Origin of the sequence: Deinococcus depolymerans (genome assembly GCF_039522025.1) — a bacterium.
GTDB lineage: Bacteria > Deinococcota > Deinococci > Deinococcales > Deinococcaceae > Deinococcus > Deinococcus depolymerans.
This window is the reverse complement of sequence record NZ_BAAADB010000001.1, coordinates 47,749-66,850: the sequence shown is the minus strand read 5'-3', so window position 1 is coordinate 66,850 and position 19,102 is coordinate 47,749. Positions and strand designations below refer to the sequence as shown.

At 68.2% G+C, this 19,102-nt stretch carries 20 protein-coding genes and 4 tRNA genes; 7 read left to right on the top strand and 17 right to left on the bottom strand.

Annotated features, from left to right (window positions below; genetic code table 11):
- Positions 1 to 182 precede the first annotated feature (182 nt).
- From ABDZ66_RS00355 to ABDZ66_RS00340, 4 genes are read left to right on the top strand one after another with little or no spacing between them, the layout of a single operon-like run.
- Positions 183 to 974 carry a hypothetical protein gene (locus ABDZ66_RS00355; RefSeq protein ID WP_343754847.1) on the top strand — a complete coding sequence of 264 codons (792 nt, stop codon included), beginning with the start codon at positions 183 to 185 and terminating at the stop codon, positions 972 to 974.
- Complete coding sequence (locus tag ABDZ66_RS00350; protein ID WP_343754845.1) at positions 971 to 1,480, top strand: hypothetical protein; 510 nt, start codon at positions 971 to 973, stop codon at positions 1,478 to 1,480. The genes ABDZ66_RS00355 and ABDZ66_RS00350 overlap by 4 nt, the downstream gene beginning before the upstream one ends.
- A 23-nt stretch (positions 1,481 to 1,503) precedes the next feature.
- Complete coding sequence (locus ABDZ66_RS00345) at positions 1,504 to 1,920, top strand: hypothetical protein (protein WP_343754843.1); 417 nt, start codon at positions 1,504 to 1,506, stop codon at positions 1,918 to 1,920.
- A 60-nt stretch (positions 1,921 to 1,980) separates the two neighbouring features.
- A complete protein-coding gene (locus ABDZ66_RS00340; protein WP_343754842.1) occupies positions 1,981 to 2,535 on the top strand; it encodes a DUF2239 family protein in 555 nt (184 codons plus the stop codon).
- A gap of 332 nt (positions 2,536 to 2,867) precedes the next feature.
- Here ABDZ66_RS00340 and rplL read toward each other — a convergent pair whose 3' ends face one another.
- From rplL to ABDZ66_RS00280, 12 genes are all read right to left on the bottom strand, one after another.
- Positions 2,868 to 3,230, bottom strand: a complete 363-nt coding sequence (rplL, locus tag ABDZ66_RS00335; protein ID WP_343754840.1) for a 50S ribosomal protein L7/L12 — start codon at positions 3,228 to 3,230, stop codon at positions 2,868 to 2,870.
- Positions 3,231 to 3,308: 78 nt separating this feature from the next.
- The gene (gene rplJ, locus ABDZ66_RS00330) at positions 3,309 to 3,803 is read right to left on the bottom strand and encodes a 50S ribosomal protein L10 (protein WP_088248413.1); all 495 of its coding nucleotides are present in this window, start codon (positions 3,801 to 3,803) and stop codon (positions 3,309 to 3,311) included.
- 209 nt (positions 3,804 to 4,012) lie between these two features.
- Positions 4,013 to 4,705 (bottom strand): 50S ribosomal protein L1, encoded by a 693-nt coding sequence (rplA, locus tag ABDZ66_RS00325; RefSeq protein WP_343754836.1) that lies wholly within the window; start codon positions 4,703 to 4,705, stop codon positions 4,013 to 4,015.
- The gene (rplK, locus tag ABDZ66_RS00320) at positions 4,698 to 5,132 is read right to left on the bottom strand and encodes a 50S ribosomal protein L11 (RefSeq protein WP_343754834.1); all 435 of its coding nucleotides are present in this window, start codon (positions 5,130 to 5,132) and stop codon (positions 4,698 to 4,700) included. Before rplK ends, rplA begins: the two co-directional genes overlap by 8 nt.
- A 182-nt stretch (positions 5,133 to 5,314) precedes the next feature.
- A complete protein-coding gene (nusG, locus tag ABDZ66_RS00315; RefSeq protein WP_343754832.1) occupies positions 5,315 to 5,887 on the bottom strand; it encodes a transcription termination/antitermination protein NusG in 573 nt (190 codons plus the stop codon).
- Positions 5,887 to 6,063: a preprotein translocase subunit SecE gene (gene secE, locus ABDZ66_RS00310; RefSeq protein WP_343754830.1), complete on the bottom strand. Its 177-nt coding sequence runs from the start codon at positions 6,061 to 6,063 to the stop codon at positions 5,887 to 5,889. Before secE ends, nusG begins: the two co-directional genes overlap by 1 nt.
- Before the next feature lie 66 nt (positions 6,064 to 6,129).
- A complete protein-coding gene (gene rpmG, locus ABDZ66_RS00305; RefSeq protein ID WP_022800165.1) occupies positions 6,130 to 6,297 on the bottom strand; it encodes a 50S ribosomal protein L33 in 168 nt (55 codons plus the stop codon).
- A gap of 480 nt (positions 6,298 to 6,777) precedes the next feature.
- Complete coding sequence (gene tuf, locus ABDZ66_RS00300) at positions 6,778 to 7,995, bottom strand: elongation factor Tu (RefSeq protein WP_343754789.1); 1,218 nt, start codon at positions 7,993 to 7,995, stop codon at positions 6,778 to 6,780.
- Between the two features lie 172 nt (positions 7,996 to 8,167).
- Positions 8,168 to 8,242, bottom strand: a tRNA-Thr gene (locus ABDZ66_RS00295).
- Positions 8,243 to 8,251: 9 nt separating this feature from the next.
- Positions 8,252 to 8,324 (bottom strand) — tRNA-Gly (locus ABDZ66_RS00290).
- A gap of 6 nt (positions 8,325 to 8,330) precedes the next feature.
- Positions 8,331 to 8,416, bottom strand: a tRNA-Tyr gene (locus ABDZ66_RS00285).
- A gap of 61 nt (positions 8,417 to 8,477) precedes the next feature.
- Positions 8,478 to 8,553, bottom strand: a tRNA-Thr gene (locus tag ABDZ66_RS00280).
- Positions 8,554 to 8,959: 406 nt separating this feature from the next.
- Between ABDZ66_RS00280 and ABDZ66_RS00275 the strand changes: the two genes are divergently transcribed.
- Together ABDZ66_RS00275 and ABDZ66_RS00270 are read left to right on the top strand one after the other, a co-directional pair.
- Positions 8,960 to 10,900 (top strand): ABC transporter ATP-binding protein, encoded by a 1,941-nt coding sequence (locus ABDZ66_RS00275; protein ID WP_343754787.1) that lies wholly within the window; start codon positions 8,960 to 8,962, stop codon positions 10,898 to 10,900.
- Entirely contained in the window at positions 10,897 to 12,765 is a 1,869-nt protein-coding gene (locus ABDZ66_RS00270; RefSeq protein WP_343754785.1) for an ABC transporter ATP-binding protein, read from the top strand. The genes ABDZ66_RS00275 and ABDZ66_RS00270 overlap by 4 nt, the downstream gene beginning before the upstream one ends.
- 65 nt (positions 12,766 to 12,830) lie before the next feature.
- On the opposite strand, the gene ABDZ66_RS00265 is transcribed toward ABDZ66_RS00270, so the two are convergent.
- Together ABDZ66_RS00265 and tsaB are read right to left on the bottom strand one after the other, a co-directional pair.
- A complete protein-coding gene (locus ABDZ66_RS00265) occupies positions 12,831 to 14,651 on the bottom strand; it encodes an extracellular catalytic domain type 1 short-chain-length polyhydroxyalkanoate depolymerase (protein ID WP_343754783.1) in 1,821 nt (606 codons plus the stop codon).
- Between the two features lie 175 nt (positions 14,652 to 14,826).
- Entirely contained in the window at positions 14,827 to 15,393 is a 567-nt protein-coding gene (gene tsaB / locus ABDZ66_RS00260) for a tRNA (adenosine(37)-N6)-threonylcarbamoyltransferase complex dimerization subunit type 1 TsaB (RefSeq protein WP_343754781.1), read from the bottom strand.
- A 108-nt stretch (positions 15,394 to 15,501) separates the two neighbouring features.
- Here tsaB and ABDZ66_RS00255 point away from each other — a divergent pair, with 108 nt between their 5' ends.
- Positions 15,502 to 16,635: a citrate/2-methylcitrate synthase gene (locus ABDZ66_RS00255; RefSeq protein ID WP_343754779.1), complete on the top strand. Its 1,134-nt coding sequence runs from the start codon at positions 15,502 to 15,504 to the stop codon at positions 16,633 to 16,635.
- An 81-nt stretch (positions 16,636 to 16,716) separates the two neighbouring features.
- On the opposite strand, the gene ABDZ66_RS00250 is transcribed toward ABDZ66_RS00255, so the two are convergent.
- From ABDZ66_RS00250 to ABDZ66_RS00240, 3 genes are all read right to left on the bottom strand, one after another.
- A complete protein-coding gene (locus ABDZ66_RS00250; RefSeq protein WP_343754777.1) occupies positions 16,717 to 17,169 on the bottom strand; it encodes a hypothetical protein in 453 nt (150 codons plus the stop codon).
- A gap of 341 nt (positions 17,170 to 17,510) precedes the next feature.
- Positions 17,511 to 17,969 carry a hypothetical protein gene (locus tag ABDZ66_RS00245; RefSeq protein ID WP_343754775.1) on the bottom strand — a complete coding sequence of 153 codons (459 nt, stop codon included), beginning with the start codon at positions 17,967 to 17,969 and terminating at the stop codon, positions 17,511 to 17,513.
- Positions 17,970 to 18,100: 131 nt separating this feature from the next.
- Complete coding sequence (locus ABDZ66_RS00240) at positions 18,101 to 19,102, bottom strand: MBL fold metallo-hydrolase (RefSeq protein WP_343754773.1); 1,002 nt, start codon at positions 19,100 to 19,102, stop codon at positions 18,101 to 18,103.

The following is a 19,102-nucleotide window of genomic DNA, read 5'->3' as shown; positions in this document are numbered from 1 at the left end:
GCGCGGCCGCACACTGGAGCGCCGCGTGGCGGATCAGATGCCGGGCAGTATGCCCCAGCGGCCCGCGCGAATCAATCCGGTCCTCCACCCCGCCGCGCGCCCCGCCTTCACCGGATCTGATGAAAGGAACGCCGCAGCCACACTGACGGTTGTGCCCGCCGCGCCTTCCGTACCATGAACACGTGGACGCCCTGCAACCCTACCTGCCCTTCGTGCTGAACCTCCTGCGCCTGCTGGCGATCGTCGGTCTGATCCACGCGGTCGTCACGCGGCAGCAGGTGTACTGGACCGTCATGCTGCTGTTCGGCGCGCTGTTCGGGGGCCTGTTCGGACTGGCCTTCGCCGCCGTGTACACCTTCATGGTCCTGATCCCCAGCCTGCGCGGCGGCACACGCGTGGCCGGGCAAGCCGTGGCGCGCGGCGTGGAGGCCCTCAAACCCCTCGACACCCGCATCCGCGAGGCCCAGGAACAGTTGCAGGAAAGCGACACCCTCCAGAACCGCGCCGACCTCGCCGCCCTGCAGGCCCGCGCCGGTCGCCCTGACGACGCGCAGGCCACCCTGGCGCCCCTCCTGAGCGGCATCTACGCCGACGATCCAGTCGTGCTGCTCACCAGCGCCGAACTGGACCTCGCCCGCCACAACCCGGCCGACGCCGAAACGAAACTGAACCGCGTGGACCTGCGCACCAGCGCCGCCACCCGCACCCGCACCCTCACCCTGCTCGCCCAGGCGCAGGACGCCCAGGGCAAACCCGAAGCCGACCAGACCTACCGCGACGCCATCACCGGCGCCACCACCGAGGAACCCCGCGCCCGCCACGCCGCGTACCTGATCCGCCAGGGCCGCACCGAGGACGCCCGCGCGCTGCTCGACCAGATCGCCAGGACCGAATCCCGCGCCACGAACCTCTACAAACGCCAGGAACGCGAATGGTTCCAGATGGCCGCCGGACTACGTAAAGAGTTGAAGTGATCGCCGCGCCGGTCTACCTGTACGACCTGCCCAGCCCGCCGCACCCTGCCCAGATCCGGCGGCTGGATGGTGCCCAGACGACCTGGACGCTGCCCATTCCCGCCGGGCTGACCCGGCATTCCGCGCAGCTGGGGCTGGGGGGGCTGTGGGTCGGCCTGTGCCCCACGGGCAGCGTCACCGCGGCGTCCGCGTGCGAGACGTGGCAGCTGAACCCGGACACCGGCGCGCGCCTGAACAGCTGGCCGGGCGAACTGTGGACCGCGCAGCCCGACGCGATCGTGCTCGTCACCGCCCGCTCCCGCTCCTTCGACGCCCTGGATGTGTTCACCTTTAGGGCCACCGTCGTGCAGGCCACCGGACCGCGCGTCGTGACCGGCCAGCTCAGCGCCCACCCGGACTGCGGCGGGTTCGATGTGCTGGGCCTGCGCTGGATGGGGGAGACCCTGCGCCTGAGCGCCCGCGACGGCTGCGGCCTCTGGACGAAGCGGTTCGGAGGGACACCCTGACGGGACCGGAGCAGGCCGTGGTCATGGTGACCGAACTGAGTGAGTCCCGCGTGCCCGTTGGCGTGACCGGGGCGGGCGAGTGGGTGTACCTCGCGCGGGAAGGCGGGTGGTCGTCGTTGACGGGCTCGACCCCGGTCTTCCTGGTCACGGTGTTGCCGAAGGGGGGCGCCTTCCACTCTGATCTGCGAGACCAACTGGTCGCCGCAGGCCTCCCTCCATCCATGGCGGACACTTTCCCGGTTGCTTCGAGTATCCGTCTGGGCCTGACCTGGCCTGCGGAGTTCTGGCAACAGGCCGCGCTGGACTGGCTGGAGCGGGAGGGGCACGCTGAGGCGTTTCTGCCTGAGCTGGAGGCCCTCATGCACACAGGCGGGACGCAGCGGATTCGTCACACTGCCCGGCGACTGGTACGGGCGGCCCGGCAGCAGGCACGCGCATAGGCCATTCTTATTACCCGGATAATATTGTCTTCCTGCAATTTGCCCGGGTAAAATGCGGACATGGATACCGAACCCACCTTCACCACCTTTGAGGGACCTACCCGCCGCCTGACCGCACCCCTCGCGGACACCCTCAGCCTGCTGCACGCCGGGCCGCGCGCGGGCCTGCTGACCTTCGACGACCGCACCGGCCGCAGCGTGGACTTCGACCTGAGCGGCACCCTGGATGAGGTCCTGGCCCGCCACGCACCCGAAACGCCCCGCACAGGCCCGGGTCGCCCGAAACTGGGCGTCGTCTCGCGTGAAGTCTCGCTGCTGCCCCGCCACTGGGAGTGGCTGGAACGCCAGCGGGGCGGGGCGTCGGCCACGCTGCGCCGCCTGATCGACGAGGCCCGCAGGGCCGACCCGGACGGCGAACGCCGCGCGCAGGCACAGGCGGCCGCCGACCGTTTCCTGGGCGTGATGGCGGGCGACCTGCCCGGTTACGAGGAAGCCACCCGCGCCCTGTACGCCGCCGACCGCGCGCGTTTCGAGGCTCAGGTGCAGGGCTGGCCTGACGACGTGCGCCTGCACGCCCTGTACCTCGCCGGGCCGGCACTGGGGAGGTCCGGTTGAAGATCGAATGGGTTGCCGGAACCGTCCAATCCGAGCGGAGCGCCCTGGAGAGCGGCCCCGCAGCGTGGGAGCAGCGCGGACTGCCGGGCGTGGCGTTGGCAGCCCGGCGTCCTGCCTGTGTTCAAACAGACGGCAGTCCATGAGAAGCACACGCCCCGGCCCGGCGGGGACCGCGTGCGGCCTGTTGCGCCGGACTGCAGCCGCCCGGGAGGCCGGGCACGCGGGCCAGTGCGCGCCCGATGACCTGGAGGCACGCCGCGCTGTTCCGGCCCGACAGGCACGAAAAAACCCCCAGCCGCAGCTGGGGGTCTTGCACTCCCGGTAGGGGGGACTTACTTGAGTTCGACGCGGGCGCCAGCAGCTTCCAGCTGGGCCTTGATCTTCTCGGCTTCGTCCTTGCTGATGCCTTCCTTCAGCGCGCCGCCCTTCTCGCTCATGTCCTTGGCTTCTTTCAGGCCCAGGCCGGTGATGGCGCGGATTTCCTTAATGACGTTGATCTTGCTGGCGCCGGCGTCAACGAGGATGACGTCGAATTCGGTCTTCTCTTCAACGGCAGCGGCGGGGCCGGCGGCGGGGCCAGCGGCGACGGCGGCGGTGACGCCCCAGGTTTCCTTCAGACCGTCGATGAGGTCCGCGAGTTCCATGATGGTGAGCTGGCCGAGCTGGTCGATAAGAGCCTGTTTGTCGTAAGCCATGATGTGTTCCTCCGAAATTGAAGTGGGTGGTGCTGAGAGTGGGAAAGAAGGGCGTTCCGGTGGGGAACGCTCAGGCGTTCAGGCCTGTTCTTCGAGTTTGGTCTTGTACGCTTCGAGGATGCCCACGAAGTTGCTGAGGTGCGCGCTGAGCACGCCCACCAGCTCGCCCTGCAGGCTCTGCTTGCTGCCCAGGCTGGCCAGACGCTCGACGACTTTCACGTCGACGCGGTTGCCCTCGACAAAGCCGGCCTTGACGGCGGGGATGCCCTTGTCGTTGCCTTTGGCGGCGTCGCTGAGGGCCTTGGCGACCCCGGCGGGGTCTTCCTGGGCGACAACGATGGCGCTGGGGCCTTTCAGAGCGTCGGCAAAGTCACGGCCGCCGTCCTGAAGGGCGAGGTTGATCAGGGTGTTCTTGGCAACAATCAGCTGCCCGCCCTTCTCGCGGATGTCTTTACGCAGTTTGCCCAGCTGGCCGGCGGTCAGGCCCTGGTAGTCGACCACGTAGAACGTGTCGACGCCCGTAAGGCTGCCCTTGAGGCTGCTGAGGGTCTGCTGGTTCTTGTCGTTCGCCACGCAGTACCTCCTAGGTGGGAACAAGTCCAGGTGCAGTGCTCGTCACCTGACAACTCGGCGGGATGTTTAAACCTGGCAAGGGTCCCCGCTGTCATGGATGCCTGAAAAGAAACGGATTGGAATAAGGTGCGAGGATTGCACCGGGGTGCCAACGGTTGGGTGGTGCGGGGTGGGAACCGCGCCGGGGGTCCGGGCGGTTCCCGGACTGCTCAGCCCTGCGACAGGGTCAGCGGAATGCTGGGACCCATGGTCGTGGTCAGGAAGGCGCTGCGCAGGAACACGCCCTTGGCGCTTCCCGGCTTGGCGGCTTCCAGAGCGCTGACCAGCGAGGCGTAGTTCTCGCTGAGGCTGCCGGGCTCGAAGCTGGCCTTGCCGATGGGCGCGTGCACGACGCCGGTCTTGTCGTTACGGAACTCGATCCGACCGGCCTTGAGGCTCTTGACCATGCCGGCCACGTCGGGACCGACGGTGCCGCTCTTGGGGTTGGGCAGCAGGCCGCGCGGCCCGAGCAGACGCGCGAGTTTCTGACCGACGGCGGCCATCATGTCGGGCGTCGCCACGACGGCGTCGAACTCCATGAATCCACCGGCGATGCGCTCGATCAGCTCGTCGCTGCCGACCACGTCGGCGCCGGCGGCTTCGGCGGCCTGCACGTTGTCACCCTTGGTGATCACGGCGACGCGCACGGTGCGGCCGGTGCCGTGGGGCAGGGCGACGGTGCCACGCACGTTCTGGTCGCTCTTGCGGGGGTCGATGCCGAGGCGGAAGTGCACTTCGACGGTCTCGTCGAACTTCGCGGTGGCGATGTCCTTGACCAGGGCGGCGGCCTCGTCGATGGTGTACTGCTTGTTGCGGTCCACCTTGGCGATCAGCGCCTCGTAACGCTTACCGTGCTTAGGCATTCGGGGCCCCCTCGATGGTCACGCCCATGGAGCGGGCGGTGCCGGCGACGGTGTTCGCGGCGGCTTCGACGCTGCCGGCGTTCAGGTCGGGCATCTTGGTCTTGGCGATTTCCAGGACCTGCTCCCAGCTGAGCTTGCCGACCTTGGCCTTGTTGGGGGTCGCGCTGCCCTTCTGCAGGCCGGCGGCCTTGCGGATCAGGTAGCTCATGGGGGGGGTCTTGGTGATGAAGGTGAAGGAGCGGTCGGCGAAGATGGTGATCTCGACGGGGATGATCGCGTCACCCTTGTCGGCCGTCATCGCGTTGAACGCCTTCGTGAACTCCATGATGTTCGCGCCGTACTGACCGAGCGCGGGACCCACGGGGGGGGCCGGAGTGGCCTTACCCGCCGGGAGTTGCAGTTTGACTAAACCTGCGACTTTTTTCATGCATTCCTCCTTAGCTCCCCCAGGCCGGCCGCGGGGGCGCGGGCCGGGGTGCTGACGCTAAGTTCTGCGCGTCCACCCTGGGGTGGATTGACAGCAACTTTTCGATTTTACTCCACGGTCACCCTGTTTGCCAAGGTGTGCGGCGCGCGGGGCGACCGTGGTCCTGACTGAGACTGCTGGACTTACTTGGCGACCTGACCGAAGTCGAGTTCGACCGGCGTTTCACGGCCGAAGATGCTGACAAGCACCTTGACCTTCGCCTGCGGAATGTTGACCTCGCTGATGACGCCGCTGAAGTCCGCGAAGGGACCGCCCGTGACGCGCACCATGTCGCCGGCCTTGAAGTCCACCTTGACGCGGGGCGCTTCCTCGACGACCGGCTGCGCCGCGACACCCACCGAGGCCAGCAGACGCTGCACTTCCTCGGGAGAGAGCGGGACGGGGCGCGTGGCGGTTCCGACGAAGCCGGTCACGCCGTTCGTGCCGCGCACCACTTCCCAGGACTCGCCCAGCTCGCCCGGCGCGTCGTCGTCCTCGACGTCCATCTGCACGAAGACGTAACCGGGGAACAGCTTGCGTTTCACGGTTTCCTTCTTGCCGCCGTCGCGGAGTTCCACGGCTTCCTCGGTGGGTTGCAGCACCTGGAAGATCTTGGTGCCGCGCATGCCGAGTTTGCTGGCGCGGTCCATCAGTTGCGATTCCACGCGGTCTTCCTGACCCACGTAGGTATGCACGGCGTACCATTCAATACCCATCAAAGCACCGCCCGAATCAGGTTGCTGAACAGCAGGTCAAGCACGTACACGATGAGGGTCAGGGCGGCCACGAAGATCACCACGGCCTGGGTGCCTTCCAGCACCTGCTGGCGGGTGGGCCACGAGACGCGCGACAGTTCCGCGCGCGAGTCACGGAAGTACTGAATCAAGTTCATGCGTTCACCTGCAAAGAGAGAGACGGTCTGCCCGGAACGACGGGCGTCACGCCCGGCGGGGGAAGATCAGACCTTCTTCTCTTTGAAGACCACGTGCTTCTTGGCGACGGGGTCGTACTTGCGCAGTTCCATCTTGGCCTGCGTGTTGCGGCGGTTCTTGGTGGTCGTGTAGTAGAAGCCGGTGCCTGCGCTGCTTTCCATTTTCACGATGATGCGGGGGCCGTCTTTCGCCATGATGTTGCTCCTTCGCAAGCCCCCTGTCCGGGGGTTTGCTCCCAGCGTTCCTACTGGAGGTCGTTCAGCCGCGGTGGGCGTCCGGACCCGCTGGTAAAAGCCCGCCTTCTGGCGGGCAACATTCGAATTATAGAGAGTTCAGGGTCAGGTGTCCACTGCGCCCGGCCCAACCGTCCGAAAAACACTGATGACACGCAGGTTTTTCCGTCCCGTTGCTCCGGCAGCTGGACTCATACGGACTCCGATTGAATGGCTTACAAAGCCGTTCCATCCGAGAGAAGCGAGGAGGAGCTCTCCGAGTCCACATGACCGTGCGGACCCCGTCTGTCTCTCCGCTGCAGCTTCCCGGAGTGAACGCCCGCCACCGGACCGCGCCACGGAGGCACGTAAGCGGCCCCGCCACGCAGCAGGGCCGGGCGCAGGGGCAAGGCAGAGGGGGGGAAGACCCGCAGGCCTCCCCCCCTCGTCAACGGGTCTCGATTACTCGATGACCTTGGCGACGACGCCGGCGCCGACGGTGCGGCCACCTTCGCGGATGGCGAAGCGCAGGCCTTCTTCCATCGCGATCGGCTTGATCAGTTCCACCACGAACGTGATGTTGTCGCCGGGCATGACCATTTCCACGCCTTCGGGCAGTTCCACCACGCCCGTCACGTCCGTCGTGCGGAAGTAGAACTGCGGGCGGTACCCGCCGAAGAACGCGCTGTGACGCCCGCCTTCGTCCTTGCTCAGCACGTACACGCTCGCTTCGAACTTCGTGTGCGGCTTGATGCTGCCGGGCTTCGCCAGCACCTGACCGCGTTCCACGTCGTCACGCGCCACGCCGCGCAGCAGCACGCCCACGTTGTCGCCCGCCATGCCGCTGTCCAGCAGCTTGCGGTGCATTTCGATCCCGGTCACCGTGGTCTTCTTCGTGTCGCGCAGACCGATGATTTCCACTTCGTCCTGGACCTTCACCACGCCACGTTCCACGCGGCCGGTCGCGACGGTGCCGCGCCCGGTGATCGTGAACACGTCTTCGACGGGCATCAGGAAGGTCTTGTCCGTGGCGCGCTCGGGGGTGGGGATGTAGCTGTCCACCGCGTCGAGCAGTTCCCAGATGCGGTCAACCCACTTGTCTTCGCCGCGGGCGGTCTTGGGGTTGGCCTGCAGGGCTTCGAGGGCCTGCAGGGCGCTGCCCTTGACGACGGGGAGGTCGTCGCCGGGGAACTCGTACTTGCTCAGGAGTTCACGGACTTCCATTTCGACGAGTTCGAGGAGTTCTTCGTCGTCGACCATGTCGACCTTGTTCATGAACACGACGATGTAGGGCACGCCGACCTGGCGGGCGAGCAGGATGTGCTCGCGGGTCTGGGGCATGGGGCCGTCGGCGCTGCTGACCACCAGGATGGCGCCGTCCATCTGGGCGGCTCCGGTGATCATGTTCTTGACGTAGTCGGCGTGGCCGGGGCAGTCAACGTGGCTGTAGTGGCGGGTGGGGGTGTTGTACTCGACGTGGGCGGTGTTGATGGTGATACCGCGGGCTTTTTCCTCGGGGGCCTTGTCGATCTGGTCGTAGGCCAGTTTTTCGATGGTGGGGTCCGAGGCGGCGGCCGTGAAGGTGATGGCCGCGGTGAGGGTGGTCTTGCCGTGGTCGACGTGACCGATGGTGCCCACGTTCACGTGGGGTTTGGTGCGTTCAAACGTTCCTTTAGCCATGTGTGTGTCCTCCTGGGATGGAACTGCCCGCGCTGCGGGCAAGCCTTGACAGTGTACAAGTCCACTGCGGAAACGCAAAGTGCCTTCGGGAAGGCTGTCCTCAGGGTTCTCACAGCGGCGGGGCGAATGAAGAGAAGACGCGACCCACAGGATGCAGGTCGCGCCGACTTGTTGGAGCTTCTGATCGGGTTCGAACCGATGACCTCTCCCTTACCAAGGGAGTGCTCTGCCACTGAGCTACAGAAGCGCTATGAAAAGCGGGAAACGAGACTCGAACTCGCGACATTCAGCTTGGGAAGCTGACGCTCTACCAACTGAGCTATTCCCGCGTTCGGTGGTGGGCAGGGGCGGATTCGAACCGCCGTACACGTACGTGAACAGATTTACAGTCTGTCGCCTTTAACCACTCGGCCACCTACCCAGATTGTCATACCCACTGTCTCGAATCTAGCACGCCCGGGAGTGTGGTGTTCCCTTGCGCTTGGAGCCACCCAGGAGAATCGAACTCCCAACCTTCCGATTACAAGTCGGGTGCTCTACCAGTTGAGCTAGGGTGGCACCGTTCCTGTCCGAAAGCGCTGGAACGAATTCCGGCCTCTGAGTGCGGTCGCTGCGGCGCTTTTCGGCGCGTTCACTTCCGGCTGTGAATAGTAGCAGTCACCCCCGAGGGTGTCAATCACCTGCGCGCGCATCCACGTGCACATCCGTCACGGCACCGCGTCAATGCCCTGCTGGACGCGCTGCGGACGCGCCACGCCCCGCCCGGACCGCCGGTCTTGGCTAAACCCTGAGCAAGTCATCGGTATGCGCCATGTGGCGCATTTGCCACTGCGCCGGTGGGCGTATGCTGACCCGCGCACGGGACCGCGCCGCCCCGACCAGCCTTCCGGAGGCGGGTGGCCAAGGTCCCATGAAAGTCCGCCCGTCGCACCCGCTTCCCTGCGCCCCACCCGCGAGGTTCCCCTTGGATAGTTTCCGCACCCTGATCCCGTACCTGCGGCTGCACCAGCGCCAGTACGTGATCGGCCTGATCGCCGTCGTGATCGCCAACTCGGTCAACCTGCTCCCGTACTACTTCATCCGGCTGACCATCGACGGCCTGACCGGCCAGGTCGACGCCGACCCCACCACGCCCGGCATCACGCTCGGCACCGCCGGCCTGTACGCCCTGGGCATCGTGGCCGCCGCCATGACCGCCGGGAGCTTCATGCTGCTGATGCGCCGCATGATCGTCGTCGCGTCCCGCCAGACCGAGTACGAGATCCGCCGCGACCTGTTCGCGCACCTGCAGGGCCTCGACAAGCCCTACTACGACCGCGCCCGCACCGGCGACCTGATGAACCGCCTGACCGGCGACCTGAGCGCCGTGCGCGAGATGCTGGGCTTCGGCGCGTGGCAGATCGTGAACATCGTCTCGGGCTTCATCACGGCCTTCTCGGTCATGTTCAGCCTCAGCTGGCAGCTCACGCTGATCGTCCTGGCGATCGTGCCGGTCATCGTGGGCGTCCTGACGTACCTCGCGCGGCAGATCAACGTCCGCCACCGCCTCGCGCAGGAACAGAACTCGCTGATCGCCGCCCGCGCCCAGGAGAACTTCAGCGGCGCCCGCGTCGTGAAGGGCTACGCCATCGAGAACCGCGAGATCGACGACTACCGCGCCATGAACCTCGAACTGCTGCGCCGCAACATCGCCCTGACCAAGGTGGACGGCCCGCTGCGGTCCTTCATGAGCCTCCTGCTGGGCCTCGCCTTCGGCCTGATCCTGCTCGTCGGCGGCCGCCTGATCCTCGCGCCGGACAGCACCTTCACGGTCGGCATGTTCGTGCAGTTCGTGGGAACCCTGGAACGCCTGACCTTCCCGATGCTGATGGTCGGCTGGATCACCGGCGTCACGCAGCGCGGCCTGGCTTCCTGGCTGCGCCTGAAGGAGATCTTCGACTCGCAGGCCCTGGTGCGCGACGAACCGGGCCGCACCGACCCCACGCTGCGCAGCGTGCGCGGCGACGTGACCTTCGAGAACGTCACCCTGCGCTACGGCGACAAGACCGTCCTGAACGGCGTGAACCTGCACGTGCCCGCCGGGACCTTCCTGGGCATCACCGGCCCCACCGGCAGCGGCAAGACGGTGCTGGGGCAACTGCTGACCCGCTCGATGGACCCCACCAGCGGCCGCGTCCTCGTGGACGGCCACGACGTGCGCGTCATGCCGCTGCGCACCCTGCGCGACGCGATCAGCGTGGTCCCGCAGGAACCGTTCCTGTTCAGCGACACCATCGCCAACAACATCGGCTTCGGCCTGGACAACCGCGACCTGCCGCCCGTCCCGACCGGCGTGAGCGTCGTCGGCGCGCCCCCACCCGACGACATCCCCCAGCAGCCCGACCCCGCCCGCGTGCGCGAGGCCGCCCGCCTCGCCGGCCTGACCGAGGACGTGGACGGCTTCCCGCAGGGCTTCGACACCAGCCTCGGCGAGCGCGGCGTGACCCTCAGCGGCGGGCAGCGGCAACGCACCGCCATCGCCCGCGCCGTCGTCCGCGAACCCCGCATCCTGATCCTCGACGACTCCCTGAGCGCCGTGGATACCGAGACCGAACGCCGCATCCTGGACGGCCTGCGCGAGATCAGCCGGGGCCGCACCGTCATCCTGATCGCGCACCGCGTCAGCACCCTGCGCCACGCCGACCAGATCGTCGTCCTCGAGGACGGCCGCGTCACCGAACAGGGCAGCCACGACGCCCTGCTCGAGCAGAACGGCCACTACGCGCAACTGGAGCGCCTGCAACGCCTCGCCAGTGACCTCGACGCGGACGACGAGACCCCCGGCGATCTCGCCGCTCCCCTCGACCCCGAGGCGGCCGCCGACCGGCCGGAAGCCGCCCCCACCCCCGAACAGGTGACCCGATGACCCGCCCCGACGCCACCGACGCCTTCCAGAAAGGCTTCGACACCCAGCTGACCCGCCGCATCCTGCGCTACGTCCGCCCCTACCTGCCGCTGGTGATCGGCGGCGTGCTGCTGGCCCTGCTGATCTCGCTGGCCGCGCCGCTGTTCGCGCTGATCCAGCGGCACGCCATCGACACCTACCTGTCCCCGCTGGCCCTGCGCACCGAGACGGACCGCGACCTGCTGCGGCGCGGCCTGACCGGCGCGGCCCTGCTGTACATGGGCCTGAAGGTCGTGGAGTTCGCCCTGCAGTACGCCTTCACGCTCGCCATCGGCTACCTGGGGCAGAACGTGCTGCGCGACATCCGCGCCGACGTGTTCGGCAAGTTGCAGCGCCTGCCGCTGTCGTACTTCGACCAGAACCCGGTCGGCCGCCTGATCACCCGCGTCACCAGCGACGTGGACGCCATCAACCAGTTCATCACGGGCGGCCTGGTCAGCCTGATCCAGAGCAGCTTCATCATCGTCGTGTACGTGGTCATCATGCTCAGCGTGAACTGGCAGCTGGCGCTGATCTCATTCACGGTGCTGCCCGTCCTGTTCCTGGCCACCAACTACTTCCGCGCCCGCCTGCGCGACGCGTTCCGCGAGACCCGCACGCAGCAGGCCACCGTGAACAGCAAACTGAACGAGAACATCACGGGCATGCTGACCGTGCAGCTGTTCGGCCGCGAACGCCGCAGCGCCCTGGACTTCAACCTGAGCAACCGCGCCCTGCTGAGCGCCAACGAGAACTCCGTGAAGTGGTTCTCGCTGTTCATGCCGGTCGTCGCGGTCCTCGGGCAGGTGGCCGTCGCGCTGATCCTGTACTTCGCGGCCCGGCAGATCCTGGGCGTGGACGCCAGCGGCGCCATTGCCGGGGCCATCACGGTCGGCACGCTGTTCGCGTTCGTGCAGCTCTCGCAGCAGCTGTTCCAGCCCATCCAGGACCTCGCGGACGTGTTCAACAACCTCCAGGCGGCCATGGCCAGCAGCGAACGCATCTTCGGCGTGCTGGACACCGAGGAGAGCATCACCGACAGGCCGGACGCCCGGACCCTGGCGAACTTCGAGGGCAGCGTGGACTTCCGCAAGGTGTGGTTCTCGTACGACCAGACCGTCACCGCCGACACCCCAGACACCGACGACCGCTGGATCCTGCGCGGCATCGACCTGCACATCCGCCCCGGCGAGAGCGTCGCCCTGGTCGGCGCGACCGGCGCCGGCAAGACCAGCGTCACCGCGCTCGTCAGCCGCTTCTACGACGTGCAGCGCGGCAGCGTGAACGTGGACGGCATCGACGTGCGCGACCTCGCGCAGCACGACCTGCGCCGCCACGTGGGCGTCGTGCTGCAGGACGTGTTCCTGTTCGCCGGGACCATCGAGAGCAACCTGACCCTGAACAACCCGGACATTCCCCACGAACGCGTGATCGAGGCCTGCCGGTACGTGGGCGTACACGACTACATCCTGAGCCTCGAACACGGCTACCAGACCGAGGTCCGCGAACGCGGCGCGACCCTGTCCACCGGCCAGAAACAACTGCTGGCCTTCGCCCGCGCCCTGATCCAGAACCCGGACATCCTGCTCGTCCTCGACGAGGCCACCGCCAACGTCGACACCGAAACCGAACTGCGCATCCAGCAGGCCCTGACCCGCGTCATGCAGGGCCGCACCAGCATCATCATCGCCCACCGCCTCAGCACCATCGAACACTGCGACCGGATCGTGGTCATGCGCAAGGGCCGCATCGTCGAACAGGGCAGCCACCACCAGCTGCTCGAAAAGGGCGGGTACTACGCCCGCCTGCACCGCCTCCAGTACGCGCAGGCCGACGCCGCCGACTGAACGGATGGATCTGGGACGTGGGCTGTGGGTTGGAGGACACTGTGTTCCCACAGCCCACAGCCCCCTCAGCGGTAGGTGAGATGGAGCGTGGCCTGCGTGCCCTCGCCCAGCGTGAGGTAGTCGCTCAGGCCGTTGCTGCGGGCAGTGCCGCCCATGAAGGCGAGGCGCACCTGCGTGCTGCCCACCCGGTTGATCGCCGCGAGGCCCGCCGCGTTCAGGGCCGCGCTGAGCGTGGTGCCGGCCGCCGTGCCCGGGGGGGCCGTGAACGTGGCCGCGCCCCCCGCCGTGACGGCCGCCGCGAAGTCGTCGGTGCCCAGCGCGCAGCCTGCCCCCAGGCAACCGCTGCGCACGTCGGCTCCCAGGGCCGCGTTGCCCGCCCAGGGATTGCCGTTCGGGGTGAGGCTGTACCGCACCGTCAGGGTCGCGCCGGTCACGGTTGCCCCGTCCGGTAGGTTCGACGTGTCGAACGACAGCACCCCCTTCCACGGGGCGTCCGCGTTGTCGCCCACGCCGATCCCGCCGGACGTCACCACGTAGCCGCCGGTCGTGGCGGACGGTGTGTTCGCCGCCACGTACCCGTCCTGGGAGGCCACGGAACTGAACGACACGGACGTATCTGGCGCGGCCGTCAGGGTGTACGCGGAGGCCTGCGCCGCAGACGCATTCCCCGCCGTGTCCACCCCGTAGGCCCGCACGGTGCCGCTGCTCGTCAGCGTGACGCTGCCCCCGCCCACCAGCGCGACCCGCGAGGCGCTGCTGGCCGGATCGCTGCCGTCCGTGGTGACGTACACGGTGCCGGGCTCGTTCAGGGCCAGCGTGACCGTCAGCGGTCCCACGTACGTGCCCGGCGCCGGGGACACGCTCAGGACCGGCGCGGTCGTGTCCGGCGTCGTGCCGCCCCCGCCCGGCCCGCCGGCACTGAAGAAGCGCCACAGTTCCGCGCTGGCGTCCGGTCCCCGCGGGTCCGTGTACGACCCGGCGGTACTCCCGCCACTCCAGGCGTGCCCCATGCCCGTCACCGACCACTGCTCGACCACGCCGCCCGCGAAGGACTTCACGCTGTACGCCCGGCCGCCACTGACCGTGCCTGAACGGGTCGTGACCTGCGCCGCGCTGCGACTCCCGTTGTCCTGCCCGTCGTCCGCGAGGTCGTTCGTCTGCACCCACTGCGCCGCCACCTGATCGCCGTTCACGGGGGACACCGTGGAGTCGCTGCTGCCGTGGAACACGATGGTCCGCACCGTCCGCTTGAACGCGCCCATCGCGGTGTACGCCGCCGTGCCCTGCGCGTCCGGATTCGGGCCGCCGCTGCTCATGGCCGTGAACGCCGCCGTGGAGGTCGTGGCCGCCCTGAACTCCAGGCCCGACGCGACCCCCACGCCGCTGAACACGTCCGGGTACGTGGCTCCCAGGATCACGCTCATGGCCGCGCCGGCCGACAGACCCGCCACGTACACCCGCGCGCCGTCCACGTTCCCCTGGCCCTTCACGGCGTCCACGACGGCCCGGATTGCGGCCGGTTCGCCCTGCCCGCGCGCCTGGTGCGCCGGTTCGAACCAGTTCCAGCATCTGTTCTGGTTGGCACTGACGGGTTGTTCCGGGTACACCACCAAAAAGCCCTGCGTGTCCGCGAGGTCGTTCATGCGGGTGCCCGCCGCGAAATCCGTCGGGGACTGCGTGCAGCCGTGCAGCATGACCACCAGTGGACGGGCCGCGCCCGCTCCGGCCGCCGGGGTGTACAGCGTGTAGGCGCGGGTCACGCCGGCCCCGGTGGCGCTGCCCGTGGTTGTCGTGCCGGTCGCCTGCGCACGCAGCGCGAGAGAAGTCGGAGCCTGAGCGCAGGCGGCCAGCAGAAGGGGAAGGCACAGCAGGGCGGCGCGGTTCATGACGGACCTCACAGGAGCAAGGCGCGGCGCACCCCGGGGCCGGAACAGCCAGGGTTCCGGCGCGGGCCGCCGGGAGAACGGATTGAGAACTGACCCGCCAAGCCTACGCGCGGGGTGTCACACGCCGGTTACAGCCGGGCAGCGGGGCCGACCTTCCGTTCCCCTGCCGCTCCCTTTACAGGTACGCCAGTTCCCACCTGTCTGCGCCGTGAGCCAGTCCGGCGCGCAGCAGCGCCAGGCCGTCCGGGGCGGGGTCGCGGTGATGGGGGAGAGGCGCGGTCAGGGCCGCGAAGTCCTCCAGGCTGTGCTTGGCAGGGGCGTGGCGCACCCCCACGACCGTGCCGGCCCTCACGTCGTATGCCGCGCCGTACACGTTGCCCTTGCGGGCGTCCATCGACACCGCCTGCGGGCCGTCCCCGGTCACCAGGGCCTCCAGGGTGCTCACGCCACGCACCGCCGCGCCCCACACCCGCGCGAGCCCCAGCGCGTAGCTCGCGCCGACCCGCACGCCCGTGTACGAGCCGGGGCCGGTCCCGATGACCACCAGATCGGCCCGCAGCGGCAGGCCCGCCCCCGCGAACAGCTCGGCGACCGCGCCGGGCAGAAGTTCGGCGTGCGCGCGGCCCACCTCGCGGGATACCACGCGCTCCCCGCCGGGCCAGCGCAGCGCCAGCGTCAGCCAGGGCGTGGCGGTATCCAGGGCGAGAATCACGGTGGGGGCGGGCGCAGCGGCGGTACTCATCACCGGGCATTCTAGGGCCAGTCGCCTGCCCCGGCCGCGCCGCTGTCACCCCGGCGGGAACGTCGCGTGAACCCGCTGTCAAGGGGGCGGGTGGTATCCTCGGTCATCATGACGAACATCGCCAAAGGGCTCGAAGGCGTCCTCTTTACGGAGAGCAAACTCACGTTCATCAACGGGACCGAAGGCATCCTGACCCACCTGGGCATCCCCATTCAGGAGTGGGCGGAGAACAGCACCTTCGAGGAACTGTCCCTCGCCCTGCTGGACGGCCAGCTGCCCACCGCCGCGCAACTCGCCACGTTCGACGCGGACCTGAAGGCCAACCGCGCCATTCCCGACGCGCTCGCGCAGGTCATCCGTGACATGCCGCGCGGCGTTCACCCCATGCAGGCGCTGCGCACGGCCGTGTCGTACCTGGGACTGCTGGACCCGCAGGCCGAGGACACCACCCCGGAAGCGCGCCGCGCCATCGCCACGCGCATGATCGCGCAGTTCTCCACCATCATCGCCGCCATCAACCGCGCGCAGGAAGGTCAGGAGATCGTCGCGCCCCGCATGGACCTCACGCACGCCGGGAACTTCCTGTACATGCTGACCGGCAAGGAACCCACCCCCGAGCAGGCCCGCCTGTTCGACATCGCCCTGGTCCTGCACGTCGACCACGGCATGAACGCCAGCACCTTCACCGCCATCGCCACGAGCAGCACCCTGTCGGACATGTACTCCTGCATGACCAGCGCCATCGGCGCCCTGAAAGGCCCGCTGCACGGCGGCGCGAACGAGGCCGTCATGGACATGCTCGACGAGGTCGGCACGCCCGACAAGGCCGAGGGGTACATCACGAAGAAACTCGACAACAAAGAGAAGATCATGGGCGTCGGGCACCGCGTGTACAAGTACTTCGACCCCCGCTCGCGCGTCCTGCGCGACTACGCCGAGGTGGTGGCGAACAAGGAAGGCAAGAGCAACTACTACCAGATCCTGGAAACCATCGAGAAGGTCGTCGTGGACCGCATCGGGTCCAAGGGCATCTACCCGAACGTCGACTTCTACAGCGGCACCGTGTACAGCGACCTGGGCATCCGCAAGGAGTTCTTCACGCCGATCTTCGCGCTGGCCCGCATCAGCGGCTGGTGCGCCAGCGTGATCGAGTACACCCGTGACAACCGCCTGCTGCGTCCCGACGCCGTGTACACCGGCGCCACCGACGCGCACTACGTGCAACTGCAGGACCGCCAGTAACAGCGGCGCGGAGGATGGCAGGCGCCCGGGGCCCCGGGCGCCTGCCATCCTTCCGTTGCGGCCAGGGGAGACCCGGCGCGTTCAGGCACTGAGGGACTCGACCACCCAGGGGCCGTAGTGGTTCACGAAGTGCGCCCCGCTGTCCCGGAACGCCTGCGCGACCTGCGGCACCTGCCCCGGCTGCCCGGCGACGTCCACGCTCAGCAGGATCTCACCCCAGCCGAGCGCCTCCACGTACCGCTCCACGTGAGCGCGTTCGTCGGTCATGCCCTGCATCAGCCGCAGCAGCCGCGCCCACAGCCCGTGCCGGTGGCCGTCGCAGTCCAGCGCGGCCACGCCGTCCTCGCCCATCAGCAGCTGCACCGACTGTCCCGCCAGCCCCAGGCTCACCAGCCGCGCCGTGCAGGCCTGCACGTCACCGAGGGAGCGGAACAGGCCGTACACGCGGCCCCGGCTGAGCATGGTCAGGGGCATCGGCCCCGGGCGGACCGGGCGGGACCCGGCGGCAGGACGACCATCGGTGAATCGGGTCATGACAGCAACCACCTTCGCGTGACACGCACGCCTGCGGGACAGGGCCACCCGACCTGCTCGGCACGGGGGCCAGGGACGACCGGACGGACGCCGCTCCTGAAGTGGAATGTACCTCCCGAGCGTACTCCCCACGTCCGGCCCACACCATGGGCAGGGACACAGACGGCCACGCCCGGTGCCGCCCGTGCACACAGTCGGCGGGAGGTCATACGGACTCCGATTGGAGGAGCTGCAAAGCTCATTCAATCCGAACGAAGCGAGTGGGAGCTAGGCGGGTTCCGGACGTGGAGTTGACAGATCGGTGGTGTTCCGATCTGTGAACGAAACAAACGGAATCCGTCTCAGGCGCTCATGCCGCGGCTGCCGTGCAGGGTGCGTTCGACGGACTCCGTGACTTCCGCCTCGAAGCGGCGCAGGTGTTCGCGCAGCCGGTCGAGTTCCGCCACGCCCAGATCCGGCAGCCACAGCACGCTGCGGCCCAGCACCGCGAAGGTCAGCGGGGCGTCCTCGTCCGGTTCGTCCGGCTCGACCGGGTCGAGGTTCAGCGCGCCGTAGTCCAGCCCCTGGTTCATCAGGTTCATGCCCATCAGGATGTCCGGCAGGCTGTCCTCCTCGACGTACAGGTCGAGGTCCAGGTGCAGACGCACGATCACGCCGCCCTGATGATCGGATTCCGCGAACAGGGCCACGCGCGTCTCGCCGTCCTGGATCAGGGCGCCGTCCTCGACGGCTTCGACGGTCAAACCGCTCTCTTGCAACGCAGTCATGATCCGCTGCAACTCTGACTGGGAGGCCGTCATGCGCTGGAGTATAGAGCCCACGCGCACCCGAGACGGTCACGGGGTCCACGGTCCGTAGGGGGAATGGTTGAAGGTTGCCGGTTGATGGCTCTTGCCCGGTCTATCTACCTTCAACCATCAACCTGAAACCCTCACGCGTGGTACAGCCACACGCCGCGCGGCTCGTTCCAGGTGCGGTACAGCTGCCCCAGCAGGCGCAGGTGCTCCACGTGCGCGAGCGTCTCGGCCAGCGCGAAGCGGCGCCCCGAGACGTTCAGGTCGCGGTTGAACATCACCAGCGACAGGTCGTAGGCGCTGCGGGCCTCGCGGGCCGCCTCGGCCTTCATGAAATCCAGCCGCTCGTGGTGATGGTCACGCAGTTCCCGCGCGCGGGCCTGCACGCCCTCCATGACCGGCCCGTGATGCCCGACGACGGCGCGGGCCGGGTTCAGGGCCTCCAGTTTGCCCAGGGTCTGCAGGTAGTCACCCAGCGGGTCCGGGCGGGTGTACGCGTACAGGCCCACGTTCGGACTGATGCGCGGCAGGATGGCGTCCCCGGCGATCAGGACGCTCTGCTCCTCGTTCCACAGGCCCAGGTGCCCGTCCGCGTGACCGGGCAGCCACAGCACCTCCCACTCCAGGCCGGAGAGGGTGACGTGCTGCCCCTCGCGCAGCGGCTGCACGCGCGAGGCCGGGTGAACCCGCTCGCGGCCCCGGCGGTTGTCGGCACCCATGTCGTTCAGGGACTCGGCCGGCAGGCCGTGGTCACGCATGTGCTTCAGGTGGCCGGGCAGCCACTCCTCCCACAGGTGCCAGTAGCGTTCCCCACGCCCGATCTCCACATCCAGCATGTGAACGGACGCGCCGCTGCGTTCCTCCACCACGCCCGCCAGCCCGTAGTGGTCGGGGTGGTGGTGCGTGATGATCACACGGTCCACGTCCGACCAGTGCAGGCCCAGGGCGCCCAGGCCGTCCTCGATGGCCTGACGCGCCTCGGGCGTATCGAGCGCCGTGTCGATCATCGTGACCGGCCCGCCCCGTGGGCGGTCGATCAGGACCGTCACGTACTTCATGGGGTACGGAATCGGGACCTGCAGGGCGTACAGGTCACCCAGCACGGGCGTCAGCAACGGAGCGGCGGACTCGGCAGTCAT